This window comes from Tenacibaculum geojense, from assembly GCF_042676005.1.
In the GTDB taxonomy this organism is placed as follows: domain Bacteria; phylum Bacteroidota; class Bacteroidia; order Flavobacteriales; family Flavobacteriaceae; genus Polaribacter; species Polaribacter geojense.
In genome coordinates, this window is record NZ_JBHTJR010000051.1 from 291,845 (window position 1) to 312,381 (window position 20,537).

The following is a 20,537-nucleotide window of genomic DNA, read 5'->3' on the forward strand; positions in this document are numbered from 1 at the left end:
ACAAATTGTAACGTTTTTAGTTTAGTTTTTATCGAAAACGATTTCAAAAGGGTTTGCTAAACCTTTATAAGCATCTAGTTCTGCTCTTAAAGATCCTACCGCTAATGAGGCTTTCATTTTTACTGGAATTTTATTATCATCGGCAGTAATCCAAATGGTTACACTTTCTTCTGCCTTAAAAACTCTTCCTGCTTGTACTAATGGTCTAAATTTTTGTGTTTTAATTTTACCAAATTTAGTATCTAAAGTCTCTGTTCCTAAAAACTTTAACTTGAATGGATATGTTTTATTATCTAAAAACATATCAACATCTACTGCCTGCCCTTTTATCAGACTCTTAGTATCGTACGCACGTAAAAAATAAAAAGTTGAAATCATATCTTGCACACTTTTTATTGAAATTACAGTGTCCTTTTTCTTCAATAAATCTCGAACACTTGCTGTGCTATTTTCATGATTAAAGCTAACATGTCTATGTTTTTTATAACCTCCTTCATTTATTTTTCTTTTAAATAAATAAGGTTTCACTTCACTTGTTTCAAAATAGCTTTCATACGTATCATCAACTTTAAAAAACCAACCTATCACACTTGAGGTTCTACCTTTACCAATGGCATGTAGTACTTTTTTTCCGTTGTAAGTAGTTTCTTTTAAGCTTAATTCAGCTGTTCCTGCTTTTAAAAATCCGCTGTAGCTCATTCTATACTTAAGCCATTCACCATCTTTAAATGCTGTTGTTTTTTCTTGTCCATAACCTGCAATTGTTATTGCAAATAATACTATATGTAGCGCTATTATTTTTTTCACGATATCAAACTTATAAAAAAACCTTGACAATATTCATTCCAAAAACAAAAAAAGCGACACTAATAAAATATTAAGCCGCTTTTTTACAATGATTTAACAAAGCATTAAAATTCTCCCCAAGCTTCTAACTCATCATTAGACCATAAATAAGGGAAGAATACTCTTTTTTGATACTTAGGATGTAAATATTTTCGCCAACTACTTCCTCCTGTGGCTTCTAAATCTTTATTACTACCGCCTAAATATTTACCTGCCGCATTGTAATGAGCCATTACCCATTTTACATTAACCGTATAATCATAATGACGCATCGCTTTTATTAATGTTTCGTCTTCTTGAATTTCTTTTGGTAATTGTTTAAATTTTTTAGAAAGATTACAATCGTTATAATCTTCCATAAAATCTATAAATTCACCCATATATTTCTTTTCAAAAAGATTTAATAAAGTAGTTTTCTGTCCTGTACTATAATTTTTTCCTGCCGCCTGCCAATACAAGTGATCGTAGGCATTTTTAAAAGATGAATTTCTATCAATAGAGTCTCTGTATCTTGCGTCTATTAAATTAATTAATTCTGTTGATGCAAATTCTACTTTTCTATACTGTGCACTTTGAAACCCACTTGCCGGTGTTAAAGCATTTCTAAATTTTAAATATTGCTCTACATCCATTCCATCAGCCATTACATTAAATGAGTTACACAATACATCAAAATAACGACTGATTCTCATTAAATGTTTGGTAAATTTTTCTGCAGAGATCTCTACGCTCTTTGCTACTTGATCTATTTCCCAAAGAATCATTTTGAACAACAGTTCATTTACTTGATGATACATAATAAAAACCATTTCATCTGGCTCTGTTGTTCTTGGAATTTGCAACCCTAATAAAGCATCTGTTTGGATATAATCCCAATAAGTAATTGGTTTACTGTGTAACAAACCTTCCAACATTGCATCTACCGGAACTCCAAGCTTTTCATACTTATCTTCGATAGCCTTTAATAATTCTTCTCTATTCATTTTTATAGATTCAGGAAAAAAAGAACCAAGACACAAGTATTATATTACTTGACTCTTGGCTCTACTACTAATTTTAGTAAAATATTATAAAGTTCCTCTTCTTTGTTGTTCTCTTTCAATTGATTCGAAGAGTGCTTTAAAGTTTCCAGCTCCAAAACCTCTTGCTCCCATTCTTTGAATAATTTCAAAGAATAATGTTGGTCTGTCTTCAACAGGTTTGGTGAAAATTTGTAATAAATATCCTTCTTCGTCTGCATCAACTAAAATTGATAATTCTTGAAGTTTAGAAATATCTTCCTTCATCATATCTTTATGTGCACCTAAACGCTCAGGAATCATATCGTAATATGCTTGTGGTGGTGGTGGTAAAAATTCAACACCATTAGCTCTTAGTTGTGATACGGTTTTAATAATATCATCTGTAGCAACTGCAATATGCTGAACTCCTTCTCCTTCGTAAAAATCTAAATATTCTTCTATCTGAGATCTTTTAGCTGCTTTCGCTGGTTCATTAATTGGGAATTTCACTCGTCCATTTCCATTACTCATCACCTTACTCATTAAAGCAGAGTATTCTGTATGAATTTGTTTGTCGTCAAATGATAAAAAGTTTTCGAATCCCATAACATCTTCGTACCATTTTACCCATTTATTCATTTGCCCCCAACCAACATTTCCTACCATGTGGTCGATATACTTTAAACCAGCTGATGGTGGATTATAATCTGATTTCCATTCCATGAAACCTGGCATAAATGTTCCTTTGTAGTTTTTACGCTCTACAAACATATGAACTGTTTCTCCGTAAGTATAAATTCCCGAACGCACTACTTCTCCATGTTCATCAGTTTCTACAGTTGGCTCCATGTAAGATTTTGCTCCTCTTTTTGTAGTTTCTTCCCAAGCAGAACGAGCATCTTCAACCCAAAGTGCTACAACTTTAACTCCGTCTCCATGCTTCACTATATGATCGTTAATTGGAGATTTACTGTTTAATGGCGTTGTTAACACTAAACGAATTTTATCTTGAACTAATACGTAGCTTACCTCATCTTGAGATCCTGTTTCTAGACCTTTATAAGCTAAGGATTGAAATCCGAATGCTGTTTTATAGAAGTGTGCAGCTTGTTTTGCATTTCCTACGTAAAATTCAACGTAATCTGTTCCTAAAAGTGGAAGGAAATCTTGAGCTCCTTCGAATATTTTTTCTAAACCGTAGTTTACTGATTTTATATCTTTACTCATTGTAATAAGCGAATTTGATAATTAGCAGATTAGCGAATTATTTTTTCGAACTGCTAACGATTTTATTTAATATTTTAATTATAGTATTTAATTTATCAATTAAAGAATTTGTACTTGGATATGAATCTAGGTTTTCACATAAAAACAACCAGTATTCAGTTTCATCAGCTTCTTTTAATGCTATTTTCATCTTATGGATAAAATCTGCTTTACTTTCAGCATTTTGAGCTTCTTTAACATTTGCCCCTATTGAAGTTCCTGATCGAATAATCTGTTTTGCTATAGCGAACTTTCTTTTTTCTTCAAGCTTTTCAGAATATTTTACAATCATTAATGAAAACTCAAAAGTTTCTTTAAGTATTGGATTACTCTGATATTTTTGACTTCTAGAAAAAATCATTTACTCATTATCTAATTTACAAATTTACTAATCGATTTACTCAAGCCAAGATTGAAAATACTTCTCATCGGCTATTTTCATCGCTTCTTCTGTAACCATTAAAGGCTTAAATGTATCTACCATTACAGCCAACTCTTCTGTTACTGTTTCACCAATACTTCTCTCTGTTGCTCCAGGGTGTGGACCATGAGGAATTCCAGCAGGATGAAGCGAAATATGTCCTGCATCAATATCATTTCTACTCATAAAATCTCCATCAACATAATACAGAACTTCATCAGAATCAATATTACTATGGTTATAAGGAGCAGGAATCGCTTGTGGATGATAATCATACAATCTTGGCACAAAGCTACAGATTACAAAAGCATCTGTTTCAAAGGTTTGATGCACTGGTGGTGGTTGATGAATTCTTCCTGTAATGGGTTCAAAATCGTGAATGGAAAATGCATACGGATAATTAAACCCGTCATAACCAACCACATCAAAAGGATGCGATGCATATACCATTTCTATAATTTCGTCTTGTTTTTTAATTTTCATTAAAAAGTCTCCCTTTTCATTATATGTTTCTAACTCATAAGGTTGACGAATATCTCTTTCACAAAATGGAGCATGTTCTAATAACTGCCCGAACCAGTTGCGATATCTTTTAGGTGTGTAAACTGGGCGATAAGATTCAACAATAAATAAACGATTATCTTCAGTGTCAAAATCTAATTTGTAAATCATACCACGAGGAATTACTAAATAATCTCCATATTTGAAATCCAAATTTCCCATATGAGTTCTTAGCTTACCTGTTCCTCTGTGCACGAAAATTACTTCATCTGCATCTGTATTTTTATAGAAATAATCTTTTGTTGAAGATTTTGGAGCCGATAGAATAATGTTACAATCAGAATTGGTTAAAACAATCTTTCGACTATCCAAATAATCTTCTACCTGAGGAACCTGAAATCCTCTGAAACGATACGATTGGATATTATTTTTCTTCGCAATTTTTGGAGCTACCGAATACTGCTTTCTAATTTCTTTAACTTGTGTCGGTCGTTGTTCGTGATATAAGTTTGACGACATTCCGTCGAACCCAATTGTTCCAAATAATTGCTCATAATACAAGCTTCCGTCTTCTTTACGGAATTGCGTATGTCGTTTAGGTGGTATTTTTCCTAATTTATGATAAAAAGGCATAATAGTAATTATTAAGTTGTTAATACAGCAATGTAAAACCTGTAATTTATCTAGATTGATATTTTACAATGGTATTACATTATTTAATTTTTTGCAATTGCCATATCGTAATTACTCTGGATTACGCTTTATCAAGAATTTTAAGTATGATAATAGTCCTGACCAATACATTTTTAGAACTTTAGTTGTTTATACAAATATAAGAAAACTAGTTTCATTTTGTGGAAGCCACAGCGCTTTGTTTAAACTAGCAAAAAAGCAAAAAAAATCCGAAGCTTAATAACTTCGGATCACAATATTGTTGATTATTCTTTTGGCAAACGCTCATCAATCATTTTAAGAGGCATCCCTTCCATTAAATCAAACACATCTAAAATACTTCTCATTGTGTCTTCCTCTTCTACTTGTTCGTTAACAAACCATTGTAAAAACACCTCAGAAGCGAAATCATCAACACTACGTGCTTTTTTAAAGCATTTGTAAATAGACTGTGTTACACTTATTTCTTGCTCTAATGATTTTTCGAAAATGTCTCTTAAGCTCTCAAAGTTATTGTTTACATTGTGAACTTCAGGTGACATAGCTGCCCCGCCAGCATCATTAATAAATTCAAAAATTTTCATAGCATGTTCTCTCTCTTCTTCAGCTTGTTTATAGAAGAAAGATTTACTATTCAATAATTCTCTTTGATCGCACCATGAAGCCATTGCTAGGTAAGATGCTGATGCGTGCATTTCCATTGCTATTTGCTCATTTAACACATCCATAACTTCTGGATGAATCGTCATTTGTTTTCTTACTGCTGTTTTCATGATTTTTCTGTTTGTAACAAAAATACCACTTAATTAGCTGTTAAAAAACTGGAATCAAAATTTGAAGATGGTCTAAATAAGCGTATTATTTAGATTAAAACTGATTTAACAGAACCAAAAAAGCTATCGATAGAATTTCTTAAATAAATTAACTGAGGAATATCTAAATACAAAAGGTGTTGCTTATCGGCCACAAACAATAAAACAAAATTATCTGACTCAATAATATCTAACATACCATAATGAGATGATAATTTATAAACATCATTACGTAATTGTAATAATTGAGGAAAACTTAATTCAATAGTTTTTTGCAATGTTTGTAATTGATACTTACAAAATGTTATTTCTTGTAAATGTACTGAATCCAAAATATTCTAATTTATTAGAATGCAAAAATATGAATTTATTTAGAATAAATAAAGATTAACTTTCTGGAGCTAAAGTTACTTCCAAACCTTCAAGTTCAGTTGACATATGAATCTGACACCCTAAACGGCTGTTATCTTCAACATAAAAAGCTTCTGCCAACATTGCATCTTCATCATCTGTCATTTCAGGTAATTCATGATCTGAATTTACGTAACATTGACAAGAAGCACACATTGCCATTCCTCCACATATACCTATGGTACCTTCTGGAGCTAATTCATAAGATCGAACTACCTCCATTAGGTTCATATTCATATCTGTAGGAGCTTGAACTGTATGTGTTACTCCTTCTCTATCTGTAATTTTTATAGTAATATCAGACATTATTCAATTTTCTTAACAACTGCTTTAGGTGCTTCTTTTTTAGTACCATCAAAACCTTGTACGCCTCCAACTGTTGTATATTTCATGACATATTTTTTATCTGGATAGATACGTTGAAAAGCACTTTGACACATTAACGTAGCTTCATGGAAACCACATAAAATTAACTTTAACTTTCCTGGGTACGTGTTTACATCTCCAATTGCATAAATTCCAGGAATGTTAGTTTGATAGTCTAAAGCGTTATTAACTTTAATTGCATTTTTCTCTATTTCTAATCCCCAATTAGCAATTGGACCTAATTTTGGAGAGAGTCCAAATAATGGAATAAAATGGTCGGTTTTAATTACAAAAGGTTCTTCGTCTTTTTTATGCACCTCAACACCTTCAACCTTATCAGAGCCAATAATAGCTTTAACTTCTGCCGGAGTAATTAAATTAATCTTACCTTCATTTTTCAACTCTTGAACTTGGTCTACAGAATCTAAATGACCTCTAAACTCATTTCTTCTATGAATTAAAGTAACTGAATTGGCAACATCTGCCAAGAAGATAGACCAATCCAAAGCAGAATCTCCTCCACCTGCAATTACCACATCTTTATCTCGATACATTTCAGGCTCTTTAATCATGTACTCTACCCCACGATCTTCAAAGTCAGCAATATTTGGAATTAATGGTTTGCGCGGTTCAAAACTACCTAAACCACCAGCTATAGCAACTACTGGTGCTTGATGTTTTGTTCCTTTATTGGTAGTAACTATAAAAGTACCATCTTCTTGTTTTTCTATAGTATCTGCACGTTCTCCCAAAGTAAAACCAGGTTCAAACTGTTTTATTTGCTCCATTAACTTATCCGTTAAATCACCTGCTAATATTTCTGGATACGCAGGAATATCATAGATTGGTTTTTTTGGATAAATTTCTGAACATTGACCTCCTGGTTGTGGTAATGCATCTATTAAATGACAACGTAATTTTAATAATCCGGCCTCAAAAACGGTAAATAAACCTGTAGGACCTGCTCCTATTATTAATATATCGGTTTTAATCATGTATGTGTACTTGTTTTGTATATTGCGTTAGGGATTAAGGTATTGTTGAAGCTCTTTTTGGTGTTTTTAAACCCAAAAAAGCGACTACCGAAAGCCCGACCGCAGGGAACGCCCAAATTTATAATTTGGAACTATATTTTTACTGATTTTTATCAGTTACGCAACGTTGATTACTTCTTCTATCTCTGGTGCGTATTTTTTAATCGTAGCTTCTACTCCGTTTTTAAGCGTCATTTGATTAACAGAACATCCGCTACATGCGCCCTCTAACTGAACTTTCACCACGTTATCTTCTACGGATAATAACTTTATATTTCCGCCATCACTAACTAAAAATGGTCGTATTTCTTCTAAAGCTTTTTCTACGTTATTCACTGTTTCTTTTGTTGCCATTTTTATAAATTTATTTGGTACTACAACCACTCATTGTTGAAATTCTAACAATTTCTGTTGGTGGTAAATTTTCGTTTCTTTTAATTAATTCACTTACCATATTTTTGGTAATGCTATTAAATGCTTCTTCTAAAGGAGTATTTTCTTGTAAAGCAACCGGGTGACCAACATCTGCTCCCTCTCTAATACTTTGTACTAATGGAATTTCTCCTAAAAATGATGTAGCTATATCTTCAGCTAAATTCTTAGCTCCACTATCACCAAAAATGTAATATTTATTATTAGGTAATTCTTCTGGTGTAAAGTATGCCATATTTTCAACAATACCTAACACTGGTACATTAATAGCTTCTTGCTGAAACATTGCTACTCCCTTTTTAGCATCTGCTAATGCTATATTTTGTGGAGTACTTACTACAACTGCTCCGTTAATTGGCACGGCTTGTACTATTGATAAATGTACATCTCCTGTTCCTGGTGGAAGATCTATTAATAAAAAGTCTAACTCGCCCCAATCTGCATCAAAAATTAATTGATTTAAGGCTTTAGACGCCATGGGTCCTCTCCAGATTACAGCCTGGCTTGGATTGGTAAAGAAACCTAACGATAATAATTTTACTCCGTAATTTTCAACAGGTTTCATTTTTGAACGCCCATCTACATTAACTGCTAATGGTTTTTCATTTTCTACATCAAACATTAAGTGTTGTGATGGCCCATAAACATCTGCATCTAAAACCCCAACTTTAAAGCCCATTTTTGCTAAAGTTATGGCTAAATTAGAAGTTACTGTAGATTTACCAACACCTCCTTTACCAGAAGCCACTGCAATAATATTTTTTATGTTTGGAATCTCTTTACCTCTAATTTGTTGTGCCTTGTCTTCTTTTGGAGGAACTACAGCCTTAACATTAACTTTAACATCTATTTTTTGATCTACATGCTCATGAATAGCTTTCATGATTTCTACTTCAACTTTCTTTTTTGCTTGCAAAGAAGGATTGCTAATTGTTACATCTACAATTACTTCTTTTCCAAAAGTTACGATATTAGTAACATTTTCGTTTTCTACTAAACTTTTACCTTCACCAGGTGCTGTTATAGTTTCTAACGCTTTATATATATCTTGTTTTGTAAAACTCATTAAATTTCTTACTTATATTTAATCTAAATTGCAAAGATACATTTTAGCTATCAGAAAATAAAAGGTTTACATTTCGATTTTTTATGATATTATAAGTGGTATTTATTTCAAATTAATTTTGATTTTATAACTCCTTTGATGGATCCCAAAAAAGAGTAGTAAAATTTTTAATTTGATTGTCTTTTACCTCAACACCTTCACTTTCTAATAATTGCTGCATTAAATTTGATCCTTGAAAATGATGCTTTCCTGTTAACACACCATTTCTATTCACAACCCGATGTGCTGGCACATTTTTATCTGAAGAGTTATTCATGGCCCAACCCACCATTCTTGCAGATTTTGCCGTACCTAAATACTTGGCTATTGCTCCGTAGCTAGTTACTCGACCACTTGGTATTAACCTGGCAACTTCATACACTTTTTGAAAAAAATTAGTTGACGTTTTACTCATTTTATAAAAGTAAAAAATCCTGCGTAAAAGCAGGATTTTAATATTTTAATTTGAACTTTATATAAGTAATTGGTTTACCTTGTTCTAAGTATTGTTGCTCGTAAAAAGTTTGTGTACCTGTTACTTCTTCTGGTGAATAATAGTTTTTGTATACATCGTGGTTGGCATGTAAAATTTCATGACCTTCACCGTGTAACAAACCTAAGGTGTAACCATGCATAAATTCACTGTCAGTTTTTAAGTTTACCACACCATCTTGTTTTAAAATACCATGGTATTTTTTTAAGAAATCTGTATTGGTTAACCTATGCTTGGTTCTTTTATATTTAATTTGAGGATCAGGGAAGGTTATCCAAATTTCATCTACTTCATTTACATCAAAAATACAATCTATTAACTCTATTTGTGTTCTAATAAAGGCAACATTATTCATGTTATTATCAATTGCTGTTTTTGCTCCACGCCAAAAACGAGCACCTTTAATATCTATACCAATATAGTTTTTATTTGGATTTTTTTCTGCTAAAGCAATTGTATACTCTCCTTTTCCACAACCTAATTCTAAAACAATTGGATTGTCATTTTTAAAAAAAGTATTCCATTTACCTTTTAAAGAAAAATTATTTACAACCTCTTCTCTAGTTGGCTGAATTACGTTTTCAAACGTTTCATTTTCTCTAAAACGTTTTAATTTATTTTTGCTTCCCAAAGTAAAATAGTAATTATGCTCTGTCTTCTGTTCCTTCGCGTTTAAACTTAAGAGCTTGACTTATCCAATAGTATAATAAAACGAATAAGATTAAAACAAAAAACCAGTTAACTGCGTTAGAAGTCCACCAACCTGAATCGGTTTTAGCTAAAGTTAATCGTAACCAATCAAAAGGAGCAAATAATACTTTGAATAAATCTCCTATTAATCTAAATATATTTAATGCTAACATAACTTGTTTATCTTTACAGTTGCAAAAGTATAAAAAGAATACATGTTAACCAACTTTTTCAGTAAATCTAAACCCGTAACTTCTGTTGCCATACTATTGTTATTTGTATGCTTTTTTTTGGCTGCCTTTTTAAATAGCACAAGCTTATTAAAAACCGCTAGCTACTTACCGCTATTTTTATTAATTCTTGGAGTTTTTAACTTTATCAATAGTAAAAATAGTTTAACTTTTGATAACTCTTTTGCGTTTCTGTTTTTTACATTATTGTTTGGGTATTTCCATCAAAGTTTTGCAATTAATCAACATACCTATGGACATTTAACCTTACTCTTATTTTTAAGAAAGGTTTACAGTTTACAATCTGACAAAAACTTAACTTTAAAATATTTTGATGGTGGCTTATGGTTAGGTATTAGTTTTTTAACAGTACCAACTACTGTTATTTTTGCGCCATTGCTATATGTTAGTATTTTATATCATCAACGTTTAACAATACAATCTTTTTTAAGTCCTATTATTGGTTTTTTTGCTCCTGTATTTTTGTATTTTACCTATTGCTATTGGTATGAGCTAGACAATACTTTTTATAGTCTTTTTAATTGGACTACAGTAACAGATTATAGCTTATATCAAAAACTGTTTTTCCTCATACCTTTTATTGCATTTTCTACAATAACACTGATTGGGATAGTTTTAAAAACTCCAAAAGCACTAGCTATTAAGAATTCTTTCAGGATTAATTGGTTATTACTACTTTTTAATTTGGCTATAGCTATTATTTTAGTTTTACTAATACAACAAAAAGATGGTTCTGAATTGATATATTTATTTTTTCCAACCGCTATTATAATTGCTAACTTAATAGAGATTTTACAAAAAAAATGGCTGAAAGAAATTATCCTCAGCCTATTTATTGTTGGTGCTTTTATTATGCTTTTTATATAGTTACATTTTTGCGCCGTAACATAAATCTCCAGCATCTCCTAAACCAGGAATTATATATCCTTTTTCATTAAGTTCTGGATCAATATCTGCAATCCATAATTCGGTTGAATCTGGAAAATTTTCGGCAACAAAATCTACCCCTTGTTGTGAACCAATAACACTTACAATATGAATTTTTTCTGGTGTCCCATATTTTTTAACACCTTCATAAACCGCTGCTAAAGATCTTCCTGTTGCTAACATTGGGTCTACTAAAAGTAGGGTTTTACCATCTATAGATGGAGAGGCAAAATATTCAACATTAATTTCGAAGTATTCATCATTGTTAGGATGATGTCTGTAGGCTGAAATAAAGGCATTGTCAGCATCATCAAAATAATTCAACATACCTATATGCAATGGTAAACCTGCTCTTAAAATAGAACACAAAATTAAATTCTCATGTGGTAGATTTATTAACTTACTTCCAAGTGGCGTAGTTATCTCTTTAGAATTATAAGGCAAGCTTTTACTTAGTTCATAACCCAACAACTCTCCAATTCTTTCAATATTTCTTCTGAAGCGCATTCTATCTTTCTGAATATCTACACTTCTTATTTCTGATAAAAATTTATTTAAAATTGAATTCTCTTGTGCAATGTGATGAACTTTCATAATGTTAAATTTTGTGCAATTTACAAAAGATGTTACTTATAATTTTATAAAATAACGAAGAGCAGATAGTAATTGCTCATAATCTTCTATATGACTCATATGACCATTATCTAAAGTAATAAGCTCCGAATTAGTTTCAAGAGCCTCGTTTTTAACTGTAGTATAATCCAATATAGGATCATTTTTTCCTGCAATTATCATTTTATTACATGATGCTTTTCGTAAAACATCCGTAGTTTCTTTTCTTATTTTCATACCTTCTGTACAAGCAATATAACCTTGCAAAGGAGTATTTAAAGCTTCTTTTTTACATTTAATAATCTCTTTTTTTAACAGTGATGATGATGCCGATGAAAATAAATTGGCAACAGACATTTTTACCAAACTCTCATAATTTTGTTGTGCCATTTTAATAGCTCTATCTCTTAACTGAACACGCTTTCCACTATCTGCCTTTGAGGTAGAATTTACTAAAGCTATTTTTTTAACATTTACTGGAAATTTTTCTAAAAAAGACAATGCTACATAACCTCCCATAGAATGGCCTATTAGCGATACTTTTCTTAATTTTAAATGATCCATCACCGCTTTAACTTGATTTGCCATTTCATCCATAGTATGAACATAGCCTAAGCATGATGTTTTTCCGTGGCCTAATAAATCTATACAAATTACCCTGTAATTAGATTTAAAAACATCAGCTACCCTTTCCCACATCGAATTATTTTCCAGAAAGCCATGTAAAAAAATAAGTGCACTTCCTTTACCAACTTCAGTAAAAGCCACGCTTGCGTTTTTGTATTTGATAAAATGTTGCATGTTGCAAAAATATGTATCTTTCCAGTTTTGAGATTTACTTTTTTATAACTTTAAAAAAGAAATTAACAGTCAAAATTAAAGTCAGTCAAAATCAATAATTAACCATCTAAATTGACTTATTATGAATTCTAAAAAACAAGTTTTAATAACTGGTTTTGCCTTATTTTCTATGTTTTTTGGAGCAGGGAATTTAATTCTACCTCCTTTTTTAGGAAAAAACGCAGGTGAATCTTGGCTATGGGTTACTATTGGTTTTTTTTTAACAGCGGTAATTATTCCTTTTTTAGGAATTTTAGCTCACGCTAGAATTCAAGGCACCATGTATGACTTTGCAAAAAAAATATCTTCAACTTTTAGCACGTTTTACTGTGTAATTATGTACACAATTGCAATTACACTTCCTGCACCTAGAACAGCATCGGTAACTCATGAAATTGCAATTGCCCCTTTTTTTAACACCAGTTCTTTGGTAACAAGTAGCATTTATTTTTTAGGAGTTTTGTTATTTGCCATAAACAGATCTAAAGTATTAGATTACCTTGGTAAATTTTTAACTCCTATTATAATAATTATTATTGCAAGCATCATTTTTGTAGGTATATTTTCATCTCCAAATGAAATATCTGCAGGAATATATGATGCACCTTTTGTGGCTGGCTTGCTTGAAGGTTATCAAACTTTTGATGCTATTGCTGCTGTTGTTGTTGGTGGAATTTTAGTTATTTCTTTAAATATAAATACCAACGGTAGTTTTCAGGATAAAAAACAATTAATTACAAAGGCTGGTATTATTGCTGGTTTAGGTTTACTATTTATATATGCCGGATTAATTATGAATGGCGCTTTTTGGAGTACTAATTTTGCTACTGATGCTTCTAGAACAACCATATTAAATGGCTTAAGTACTTATACTCTTGGTAAAATAGGAACTTCTTTTTTAAGTGTTTTAGTTGCTTTGGCTTGTTTTACTACTGCTGTTGGAATTGTTACTGGAACTGCCGATTTTGTAAAAGGTTTATTTAACAATAATTCAAAAGCTTACACTATAACTGTTGTGTTAGGATGTATATTAGGTGTTTTGATTGGACAATTTGATGTTTCTTACATTATTGATATTGCACTTCCTGCTTTAATGTTTATTTATCCTATAACCATTGTACTAATAATTTTAAATGTTCTGAATCCAAAATACACTTCAGTAATTGTTTTTAGAGTAGTGGTTTTAATTACTTTTACTTTTAGTATTCCTGATTTTCTTCAATTTTTTATTGATGAATCTCAACTAAATACTATTCAAAAAATAATCCCTTTTGCTAAACATAACTTAGGCTGGGTACTCCCTGCAGTTTTTAGCTTTGTAGTTACAAACTTATTATTTGCACAAAAAAAACCTGCTGTTTAAAGCAGGTTTTTTGTTTGATATTATTTTGTGTTAAAATCTATATCCTAAATTTACACCTACTCTTGGTACTACAGATGGTGATTCATCTGTAAACATATTTCTACCAATACCTCCTAAAATACTAACAACAAAGCCTCCGTTAGACACATATTTTGTTCCTACAGATATACCTAAGGCTCCATCTGTATAGTTTTCATAAGCTTTAGTATCATCTAGTAAGGTAACTTCATACTCGCCAGAATTAATACCTAAAAAAACTTCTCCAAAGTAATTCCAGTTTCTACTATTTGTAAAATAATGGCGGAAAAATGGGGTTATCATACTGTCTTCATTATATCTAAAATCAGAAGTTCTTCCTTCAAAATTAAACAAAGCAGAAACACCAAATGAAGACTGATCACTTACATAATACTCGTAAGAAACCTCTAAAGATTTCATCACTAAAGCATCTGCAATATCTAAAGTTACTTCTTGTTGTGCTTGGGTAGCTAATCCAAAAGATAAAGCTAAAATGGCAATTATTTTTTTCATAATTATTTCTTGTTTCTTAGCACAAAAGTACGTCATTTATTTAAAAATTTGCTCGTAATTGTACCATACCAGTATGAATAGTTTTTGCTGTTGGACTCTTTCTACCTAAATATGATAAGTTTAAGGTTAACAATGAGTTTATTTTCTGGTTTACAAGCACATTCCAGGTATAATTTTTCCCTGGTTGTAAACCTTCTAACATTTGATATCCAACTGGAGAGTTTTGATTACCAGTAAAATTGTTTTGAAACAAGTTAAAGTTAGCACTTATTTGATTCTTTTTTAAAGAACTAAAAAAATATTCCAAACCAATTTTGTGCTGTAACAACTCCTCAAATGATTCTAATGTATTCACCTTCTCTTTATACTGATAAAAAGCGGTTAACCTATGATTTTTATTATATAGAAAACTTAACTTTGGCTGTAATTCTTGAACTTTTAAGTCGAAATTTCTGTTAGAAAAATTTTCAGTAATCAATTTATTGTTGGCTGTAGATACTAAACACTGGAACAACCAGTATGTTGAAAATTTATGATGAAAATCTAGCTGATGAATATCTGAAGTACTTTCTTGATTCCCAATATTGAATTGTTGCTTACTTTTTGTAGTTCCGTAAGTGTAAACCCAACTGTAATTTTGCAAATTTCTATTGTAATAAAAGCTATTTCTAAAATTGTATGTTAATGCAAGTAGTTTATCTTCATCAAAATCAAACGGATTTAAATTAAAACTACTACCAACTCTTTTTTGTTCATTATCTATCAACCAATTGGTTTGATTGTAAAAATGAGATAGCCATTTTTTTAGTCCTTTTTGTTGTTTCCAGATACTTGCATTTAAAATAACCGTTTGTTTCCATTTGGCTTTTTGTGTTGGTAAAAAGGTAATATTTGGTAATGCTACTCTTAAATAATCTGCCTGATCTTGAAATTGAGCTATTTCAAACTCGTCAAATTGCTGTTCACCATCATTATTATAATCTATCCAAGTATAATATCCTTGCCCTGGCTCTACTTTTATATATACAAATTCTTGTTGCGCTATATTTCCTGAAGATGTCTCATAAACAGAAGAAAGTCTAATAAACTTTTTAAACAATAATTGATTATATGTTAATCTAGAATTTAACGATTTTTCATTATTCTGAAATCTATTTTCGGTAAATCTGTAATTCGCAAATACCGATACATTTGTATTCTTATTTTTTATAAGTCTGCTATTAACGTAAAATGTTTTTCGGTTATTAATCTGGGTAAATTGATTGTTTTTAATACTATCATTTTCCCTGTAATTCACTCCAAATTTGGCGTAGACTTTTGTGCTATCTCCAATTCCATAAAATGTTTCAAACTCTTTAAACTGATGACTGTTCAGCTCATAAAATTCAGTACTTTTATTAAATCGTTTGTTCCTTTCAACACTTGTTAATCCTCCAATCCATGATCTTTTAAAAGAATGTACTAACTTGCTTTGTGCTCTAAAAAAAGTATCATCATTTATAGTACCTGAGTTAGTTAAAAAACTACTTTTTAGCACAAATTTAGTTCTTTTCTCACCTAATTGAGCAGCTAATGAGTGTTTTACTCCATTAAAGTCATTAGAAAAAGATAGTTGATTATATCCATAATTTATAAAACTATTCTTCTTGTTTTTATAACTAAATGATACACCAAATAATTGTTGGTTACCTTCTGGATTAAAAATATTCCAATCTCTATTAAACTCTACAGTTCTAAACCTTTGTACAGTAGTAAAGTTATTTTGTACAAACTGATAATTAACTGCGCTTTCTAATTGCCATTTTTTATCAATTAATACTTGTTTCCAGTTAATATCAGTAGCCATTGTTTTATTTTCATCATCGCTAATTGATGAAAATAAATTCTTGTCATTATTACTTAAAGCAACCTCAGCGTTTATTGTTGTTTTAGGTGTTGGTTTATACGACGTATTTATAACAGCTACCTGAAGTTTGGTTGGTGCGATTAATCTAGTAACAGGTAAAAAACTCCCCAAATTCTCTCCTACATATTCATAAACAGTTCCTGTTGCTATAGTTTTAAGTACATTATAACTTCCAAAGCCAGATCCCACATTGGTGAAACTCACTGTATACACATCTTCATTTTCATCGGTTGTATATTCAAAAAACTCAACTCCGTTGTTAGTAACTTTTCTATACTGAATTCTATTAGGAGCATACGAATCCGGATAAGCACTTGGTGCAATCATTTGAGATTCATCATTCCCTGCATTGGCTAAAATTTCTTTTTGCGCTGCTGTTAACGATTGTTGAAGTGGTTGGCTTTTAGCATCATTTTCACTGTAAAAATAACCTCCTATTGAAAATTTATCAGACGTAAAAGTTGTTTTATCATAAGTAATAAATCGAGTGTAATTTTGTTCTGAAAATTGATATTCTACTCGAATTCTCATATCATTGGTTATTGGATATGTTGTGTTAAATCGAATTTCAGCAAGATTATAATCAATAACATAATCTTTATTTTCTCCTCGTTCTAACAAAACTCCATTCACATAAACTCGGTCGCTTCCTGCTACCAGAACTAAAAACGTTTGATTATTGGGACCAAATATTTTATACGGACCTTGGTTACCTTCAACACCAACAAAATTATAAGCAGAAAACTGACCTCTAACAACTGCTCCAGATGCTAATACATTTCCTTTATCGCCAATGGCAGCTTCAACCTCAACTCCGGCTACCTTTTTATCAAAATTTAAAAAAAAACTTTCCTTATTAGACAATGATATATCACCTCCTCTAATACGCCACTTTTTACTAAAAAGCTCAATAAAAATTCGATCAAAATCAGTAATATTTTGAGAATATCCTCCTTCTTGTAACGGAAAATTAGTATCAAAAATATTTGCTCTTATTCCTACTTTTGGTGATAACTTACCTTCAATGGTTAAATCTAAAGCAGAGTTTGTTACAGCATTTTGATTGTTTCCTGCTGTAACTCCTCTAGTAATAAAACCTTTGGTATTAATATCATCAAAAAAATCAATTTTTGTTTTCTTCTTATTAGTAGTTTGACTGTAAAGCTTATTTGTTACAGAAGTATTAGGAACAATTACAGAGGCATCAATTGGCGTATAAACTTTGGTTATAAAATCTGGAAAACGATAGTAGTTAACCTTAATTTTAGAGTATTTTTTATGGTTAATTGTTAATTCTGCCTTTTGAAAATCAATTTTATAGTCATCAGGTGAAATTAACGAATCTTTTGAAGCAAACACTTGAAAATCTTGTGAATTGATAGTTAAACTATCAACCTTTACCAAATCTGATTTTAGTGTAAAAATTTTAGACCTAAAATTTTGATTCTTTATCTGACTTGCAACAGGCAGTAAAGAAAAAAATAATAATAAGGTTATTAACTTTTTGGTCATAGTTTACAAACGTACTACTCGCAAAAATAGTTTATTATGCTTAAGAGCAACCACAATCTGTTCCGCAGTTGCTTTTTTTCTTAGCTGGAATAAAAAATTTCTTTATTAAAAAGGCAACTGCTAATAATACCGTTGTATATGTTAAAATTTCTTGCATTAACTAAATATTTGATAAACTACAAATGCTGCAATATAAGCCAAAGCTCCCATTCCTACTAGTTGTATTAATGGCCATTTCCAACTTTTAGTTTCTCTTTTTACAATAGCTAGTGTTGCCATACACTGCATTGCAAAAGCATAAAACACTAATAATGACATTCCAGTAGCAAAATTAAATCGTTTTTTACCTGTAGTCGGATTTATTTCTGCAATCATACGTTCTTTTATAGTTGCTTCGTCTTCTACTCCTTCTATGCTGTATATGGTGGCTAACGTGCCTACAAAAACTTCTCTAGCGGCAAAAGAGGTTATCAACCCTATTCCAATTTTCCAATCGTAACCTAATGGTTTAACAACTGGCTCTATTGTTTTTCCTGCAATACCAATAAATGAGTTTTCTAACTTTGCTGAGGCTATTTTTTGCTCTAGCTCTTCTTCAGACAATGACGCAATATTTTCTGATGTCTGAATTTCTTGATCAATTGTATCATATCCGCTTGGACCGTGCGTAGCCAAAAACCAAAGCACTATAGAAATAGCTAAAATTATTTTACCGGCTCCAAATACAAATGCTTTTGTTTTGTCATAAACATCAAAAAATACATTTTTAAGAGAGGGTAATTTGTAATTAGGCATTTCTGCAACAAAAAAAGAGGTCGTTTTTACATTTAATGTTTTATTTAAAATAGCTGCTGCAACAATGGCTGTTGCAAAACCTAAAACATACAATCCTAATAAGGTTAACCCTTGAAGTCCTAAAAAACCAATTATTTTTTTCTCAGGAATTATAATAGCTATTAAAATTGCATAAACTGGCAATCTGGCTGAACATGTGGTAAACGGAGTTACTAATATGGTAATTAAGCGCTCTTTCCAGCTTGATATAGTTCTGGTAGACATTACAGCTGGGATGGCGCAAGCAGTTCCAGATATTAGAGGAATTATACTTTTTCCACTCATCCCAAAACGGCGCATAATTTTATCCATTAAAAAAACTACCCTACTCATATAACCAGTTTCTTCTAATAGAGCTATTAAAAAGAATAAGATTACTATTTGAGGTATAAAAATAACCACTCCACCAATACCAGGAATTATACCATCTGTTAACAAATCTGTAAACATTCCTGCTGGTAATAAGCTTTTTGTATACTCAGAAAATTCTGCAAAAACACTATCAATAAAATCCATAGGTACAGAGGCCCAATCAAAAATGGATTGAAACATTAATAATAGTATTCCAAAGAAAATTACATAACCAAAAATTTTATGCGTAAATACGCTATCTAACTTGCTTCGCAAATCTGTAGCTATAGATTTATCTACTGAATAGCAAGATTTTAATACCTGATTAATTTCTTGGTACCTGTAGATAGTTTCTTTATGCTGATACCTTTTAATTACACCAAATTCTGATTGTAAACTTTGTATTTTTTCTTTTTCTGAAGCTGTTAAATTAGATGGAAATAAATTTTGTGTTACCATTAACCATAACTGATACAAGCTGTAATTTGGAGTTATGCTTTGTATTTTACTGAAAAAATCTGCATCAATTTTACTGGTTATTTTTTCAAAAGTAGATTCTTTTTGGGTTAAATCTATTGAAGCAATCTTTTCTTTAACTTTTGTGATCTCACTCCCTTTTCTAGCACTAATTAAAACAATTTCTGTGTCCAATTTTTTAGAAAGCGCTTCAATATCAATTGAAATACCTTTGCGTTGCATTTGATCAGCCATGTTAATAACTAATAACGTAGGTATTTGTAAATCTTTAACCTGACTAAATAACAGTAAATTTCTTTTTATGTTCTCTACATCAACTACTACAACAATTAAATCAGGATAATTTTCATTTTCAGGATCTTGTAATGTTTTTAAAACAATACTTTCATCTAAAGATGTTGGGTTTATACTATAAGTTCCTGGTAAATCTGTAATAATAGCATCCGCAGTACTATTTAATTTACATGTTCCTTGTTTTTTATCCACAGTAACTCCTGGATAATTTCCAACTTTTTGTTGTAAACCAGTTAACTGATTGAATAATGATGTTTTTCCTGTATTTGGATTACCAATTAACGATACTTTTATACTTTTTTTACTCATCTATTCGTTTTTGGCAATGGTTATTTGTACTGCAGTTTCTTTTCTAATAGCTAAATAACTTCCGTTAATACAAACATATAACGGATCATTAAGTGGTGCAATTTGAAGCAACTCTACCTCTGCTCCAGGTAAACAACCCATTTCTAATAATTTTAAAGGAATATTGTCCAAACAGTCGTCTAAAACAATTCCTTTTTCTCCAATTTGTAAAGATGCAATCGTACTCAAAAATAACGCTTTATAAAGTTGCCTCAGCCTTTGCTGCAGCAGTAATTCATTG

At 31.0% G+C, this 20,537-nt stretch carries 22 protein-coding genes; 2 read left to right on the top strand and 20 right to left on the bottom strand.

Going from position 1 to position 20,537, the window contains the following annotated elements:
* Nucleotides 1-21 precede the first annotated feature (21 nt).
* From ACFQ1U_RS12005 to ACFQ1U_RS12070, 14 genes are all read right to left on the bottom strand, one after another.
* Entirely contained in the window at nt 22-807 is a 786-nt protein-coding gene (locus tag ACFQ1U_RS12005; protein WP_386108682.1) for a DUF3108 domain-containing protein, read from the bottom strand.
* Nucleotides 808-911: 104 nt separating this feature from the next.
* On the bottom strand, nt 912-1,829 hold the full coding sequence (locus ACFQ1U_RS12010; protein WP_386108684.1) for a tryptophan 2,3-dioxygenase family protein: 918 nt from the start codon (nt 1,827-1,829) through the stop codon (nt 912-914).
* Between the two features lie 84 nt (nt 1,830-1,913).
* Nucleotides 1,914-3,074, bottom strand: a complete 1,161-nt coding sequence (gene hppD / locus ACFQ1U_RS12015; protein ID WP_386108685.1) for a 4-hydroxyphenylpyruvate dioxygenase — start codon at nt 3,072-3,074, stop codon at nt 1,914-1,916.
* Between the two features lie 37 nt (nt 3,075-3,111).
* Nucleotides 3,112-3,474 carry a four helix bundle protein gene (locus tag ACFQ1U_RS12020; protein WP_386108687.1) on the bottom strand — a complete coding sequence of 121 codons (363 nt, stop codon included), beginning with the start codon at nt 3,472-3,474 and terminating at the stop codon, nt 3,112-3,114.
* Between the two features lie 36 nt (nt 3,475-3,510).
* Nucleotides 3,511-4,668 (bottom strand): homogentisate 1,2-dioxygenase, encoded by a 1,158-nt coding sequence (locus ACFQ1U_RS12025; RefSeq protein ID WP_386108689.1) that lies wholly within the window; start codon nt 4,666-4,668, stop codon nt 3,511-3,513.
* A 305-nt stretch (nt 4,669-4,973) separates the two neighbouring features.
* Nucleotides 4,974-5,480 carry a ferritin gene (locus tag ACFQ1U_RS12030; protein ID WP_386108691.1) on the bottom strand — a complete coding sequence of 169 codons (507 nt, stop codon included), beginning with the start codon at nt 5,478-5,480 and terminating at the stop codon, nt 4,974-4,976.
* Nucleotides 5,481-5,569: 89 nt separating this feature from the next.
* Complete coding sequence (locus ACFQ1U_RS12035; protein WP_386108693.1) at nt 5,570-5,851, bottom strand: hypothetical protein; 282 nt, start codon at nt 5,849-5,851, stop codon at nt 5,570-5,572.
* A gap of 55 nt (nt 5,852-5,906) precedes the next feature.
* Nucleotides 5,907-6,236, bottom strand: a complete 330-nt coding sequence (locus ACFQ1U_RS12040) for a 2Fe-2S iron-sulfur cluster-binding protein (protein ID WP_386108695.1) — start codon at nt 6,234-6,236, stop codon at nt 5,907-5,909.
* On the bottom strand, nt 6,236-7,291 hold the full coding sequence (locus ACFQ1U_RS12045) for an NAD(P)/FAD-dependent oxidoreductase (protein ID WP_386108697.1): 1,056 nt from the start codon (nt 7,289-7,291) through the stop codon (nt 6,236-6,238). Before ACFQ1U_RS12045 ends, ACFQ1U_RS12040 begins: the two co-directional genes overlap by 1 nt.
* A 156-nt stretch (nt 7,292-7,447) precedes the next feature.
* On the bottom strand, nt 7,448-7,684 hold the full coding sequence (locus tag ACFQ1U_RS12050) for a NifU family protein (protein WP_386108699.1): 237 nt from the start codon (nt 7,682-7,684) through the stop codon (nt 7,448-7,450).
* Between the two features lie 10 nt (nt 7,685-7,694).
* A complete protein-coding gene (locus ACFQ1U_RS12055; RefSeq protein WP_386108701.1) occupies nt 7,695-8,828 on the bottom strand; it encodes an Mrp/NBP35 family ATP-binding protein in 1,134 nt (377 codons plus the stop codon).
* A 124-nt stretch (nt 8,829-8,952) separates the two neighbouring features.
* A complete protein-coding gene (locus ACFQ1U_RS12060; protein WP_386108704.1) occupies nt 8,953-9,282 on the bottom strand; it encodes an MGMT family protein in 330 nt (109 codons plus the stop codon).
* Nucleotides 9,283-9,319: 37 nt separating this feature from the next.
* Nucleotides 9,320-9,991 (bottom strand): tRNA (guanosine(46)-N7)-methyltransferase TrmB, encoded by a 672-nt coding sequence (trmB, locus tag ACFQ1U_RS12065; protein WP_386108706.1) that lies wholly within the window; start codon nt 9,989-9,991, stop codon nt 9,320-9,322.
* Nucleotides 9,992-10,004: 13 nt separating this feature from the next.
* Entirely contained in the window at nt 10,005-10,223 is a 219-nt protein-coding gene (locus ACFQ1U_RS12070; protein WP_386108708.1) for a DUF6341 family protein, read from the bottom strand.
* Between the two features lie 42 nt (nt 10,224-10,265).
* Between ACFQ1U_RS12070 and ACFQ1U_RS12075 the strand changes: the two genes are divergently transcribed.
* The gene (locus ACFQ1U_RS12075) at nt 10,266-11,168 is read left to right on the top strand and encodes a DUF6427 family protein (protein WP_386108710.1); all 903 of its coding nucleotides are present in this window, start codon (nt 10,266-10,268) and stop codon (nt 11,166-11,168) included.
* On the opposite strand, the gene upp is transcribed toward ACFQ1U_RS12075, so the two are convergent.
* Entirely contained in the window at nt 11,169-11,822 is a 654-nt protein-coding gene (gene upp / locus ACFQ1U_RS12080; RefSeq protein WP_386108712.1) for a uracil phosphoribosyltransferase, read from the bottom strand.
* Between the two features lie 36 nt (nt 11,823-11,858).
* Nucleotides 11,859-12,641 carry an alpha/beta fold hydrolase gene (locus ACFQ1U_RS12085; RefSeq protein ID WP_386108714.1) on the bottom strand — a complete coding sequence of 261 codons (783 nt, stop codon included), beginning with the start codon at nt 12,639-12,641 and terminating at the stop codon, nt 11,859-11,861.
* Between the two features lie 121 nt (nt 12,642-12,762).
* Between ACFQ1U_RS12085 and brnQ the strand changes: the two genes are divergently transcribed.
* Nucleotides 12,763-14,043 (top strand): branched-chain amino acid transport system II carrier protein, encoded by a 1,281-nt coding sequence (gene brnQ, locus ACFQ1U_RS12090; protein WP_386108716.1) that lies wholly within the window; start codon nt 12,763-12,765, stop codon nt 14,041-14,043.
* A gap of 30 nt (nt 14,044-14,073) precedes the next feature.
* Here the strand turns inward: brnQ and ACFQ1U_RS12095 are convergent, their stop codons facing one another.
* From ACFQ1U_RS12095 to ACFQ1U_RS12110, 4 genes are all read right to left on the bottom strand, one after another.
* The gene (locus tag ACFQ1U_RS12095) at nt 14,074-14,574 is read right to left on the bottom strand and encodes a DUF3575 domain-containing protein (protein ID WP_386108718.1); all 501 of its coding nucleotides are present in this window, start codon (nt 14,572-14,574) and stop codon (nt 14,074-14,076) included.
* Between the two features lie 40 nt (nt 14,575-14,614).
* Nucleotides 14,615-17,992 carry a hypothetical protein gene (locus ACFQ1U_RS12100; protein ID WP_386108720.1) on the bottom strand — a complete coding sequence of 1,126 codons (3,378 nt, stop codon included), beginning with the start codon at nt 17,990-17,992 and terminating at the stop codon, nt 14,615-14,617.
* Nucleotides 17,993-18,148: 156 nt separating this feature from the next.
* Complete coding sequence (gene feoB / locus ACFQ1U_RS12105) at nt 18,149-20,257, bottom strand: ferrous iron transport protein B (RefSeq protein ID WP_386108722.1); 2,109 nt, start codon at nt 20,255-20,257, stop codon at nt 18,149-18,151.
* Nucleotides 20,258-20,485 (bottom strand): FeoA family protein, encoded by a 228-nt coding sequence (locus ACFQ1U_RS12110; RefSeq protein WP_386108724.1) that lies wholly within the window; start codon nt 20,483-20,485, stop codon nt 20,258-20,260. It lies immediately after the preceding gene.
* Nucleotides 20,486-20,537: the final 52 nt, after the last annotated feature.

Coding starts and splice junctions, on each gene's coding strand:
- ACFQ1U_RS12010 (WP_386108684.1), bottom strand. CDS start 1,829: ATGAATAGAGAAGAATTATTAAAGGCTATCGAAGATAAGTATGAAAAG.
- hppD (WP_386108685.1), bottom strand. CDS start 3,074: ATGAGTAAAGATATAAAATCAGTAAACTACGGTTTAGAAAAAATATTC.
- ACFQ1U_RS12020 (WP_386108687.1), bottom strand. CDS start 3,474: ATGATTTTTTCTAGAAGTCAAAAATATCAGAGTAATCCAATACTTAAA.
- ACFQ1U_RS12025 (WP_386108689.1), bottom strand. CDS start 4,668: ATGCCTTTTTATCATAAATTAGGAAAAATACCACCTAAACGACATACG.
- ACFQ1U_RS12030 (WP_386108691.1), bottom strand. CDS start 5,480: ATGAAAACAGCAGTAAGAAAACAAATGACGATTCATCCAGAAGTTATG.
- ACFQ1U_RS12040 (WP_386108695.1), bottom strand. CDS start 6,236: ATGTCTGATATTACTATAAAAATTACAGATAGAGAAGGAGTAACACAT.
- ACFQ1U_RS12045 (WP_386108697.1), bottom strand. CDS start 7,291: ATGATTAAAACCGATATATTAATAATAGGAGCAGGTCCTACAGGTTTA.
- ACFQ1U_RS12050 (WP_386108699.1), bottom strand. CDS start 7,684: ATGGCAACAAAAGAAACAGTGAATAACGTAGAAAAAGCTTTAGAAGAA.
- ACFQ1U_RS12055 (WP_386108701.1), bottom strand. CDS start 8,828: ATGAGTTTTACAAAACAAGATATATATAAAGCGTTAGAAACTATAACA.
- ACFQ1U_RS12060 (WP_386108704.1), bottom strand. CDS start 9,282: ATGAGTAAAACGTCAACTAATTTTTTTCAAAAAGTGTATGAAGTTGCC.
- ACFQ1U_RS12070 (WP_386108708.1), bottom strand. CDS start 10,223: ATGTTAGCATTAAATATATTTAGATTAATAGGAGATTTATTCAAAGTA.
- ACFQ1U_RS12075 (WP_386108710.1), top strand. CDS start 10,266: ATGTTAACCAACTTTTTCAGTAAATCTAAACCCGTAACTTCTGTTGCC.
- upp (WP_386108712.1), bottom strand. CDS start 11,822: ATGAAAGTTCATCACATTGCACAAGAGAATTCAATTTTAAATAAATTT.
- ACFQ1U_RS12085 (WP_386108714.1), bottom strand. CDS start 12,641: ATGCAACATTTTATCAAATACAAAAACGCAAGCGTGGCTTTTACTGAA.
- brnQ (WP_386108716.1), top strand. CDS start 12,763: ATGAATTCTAAAAAACAAGTTTTAATAACTGGTTTTGCCTTATTTTCT.
- ACFQ1U_RS12095 (WP_386108718.1), bottom strand. CDS start 14,574: ATGAAAAAAATAATTGCCATTTTAGCTTTATCTTTTGGATTAGCTACC.
- ACFQ1U_RS12100 (WP_386108720.1), bottom strand. CDS start 17,992: ATGACCAAAAAGTTAATAACCTTATTATTATTTTTTTCTTTACTGCCT.
- feoB (WP_386108722.1), bottom strand. CDS start 20,257: ATGAGTAAAAAAAGTATAAAAGTATCGTTAATTGGTAATCCAAATACA.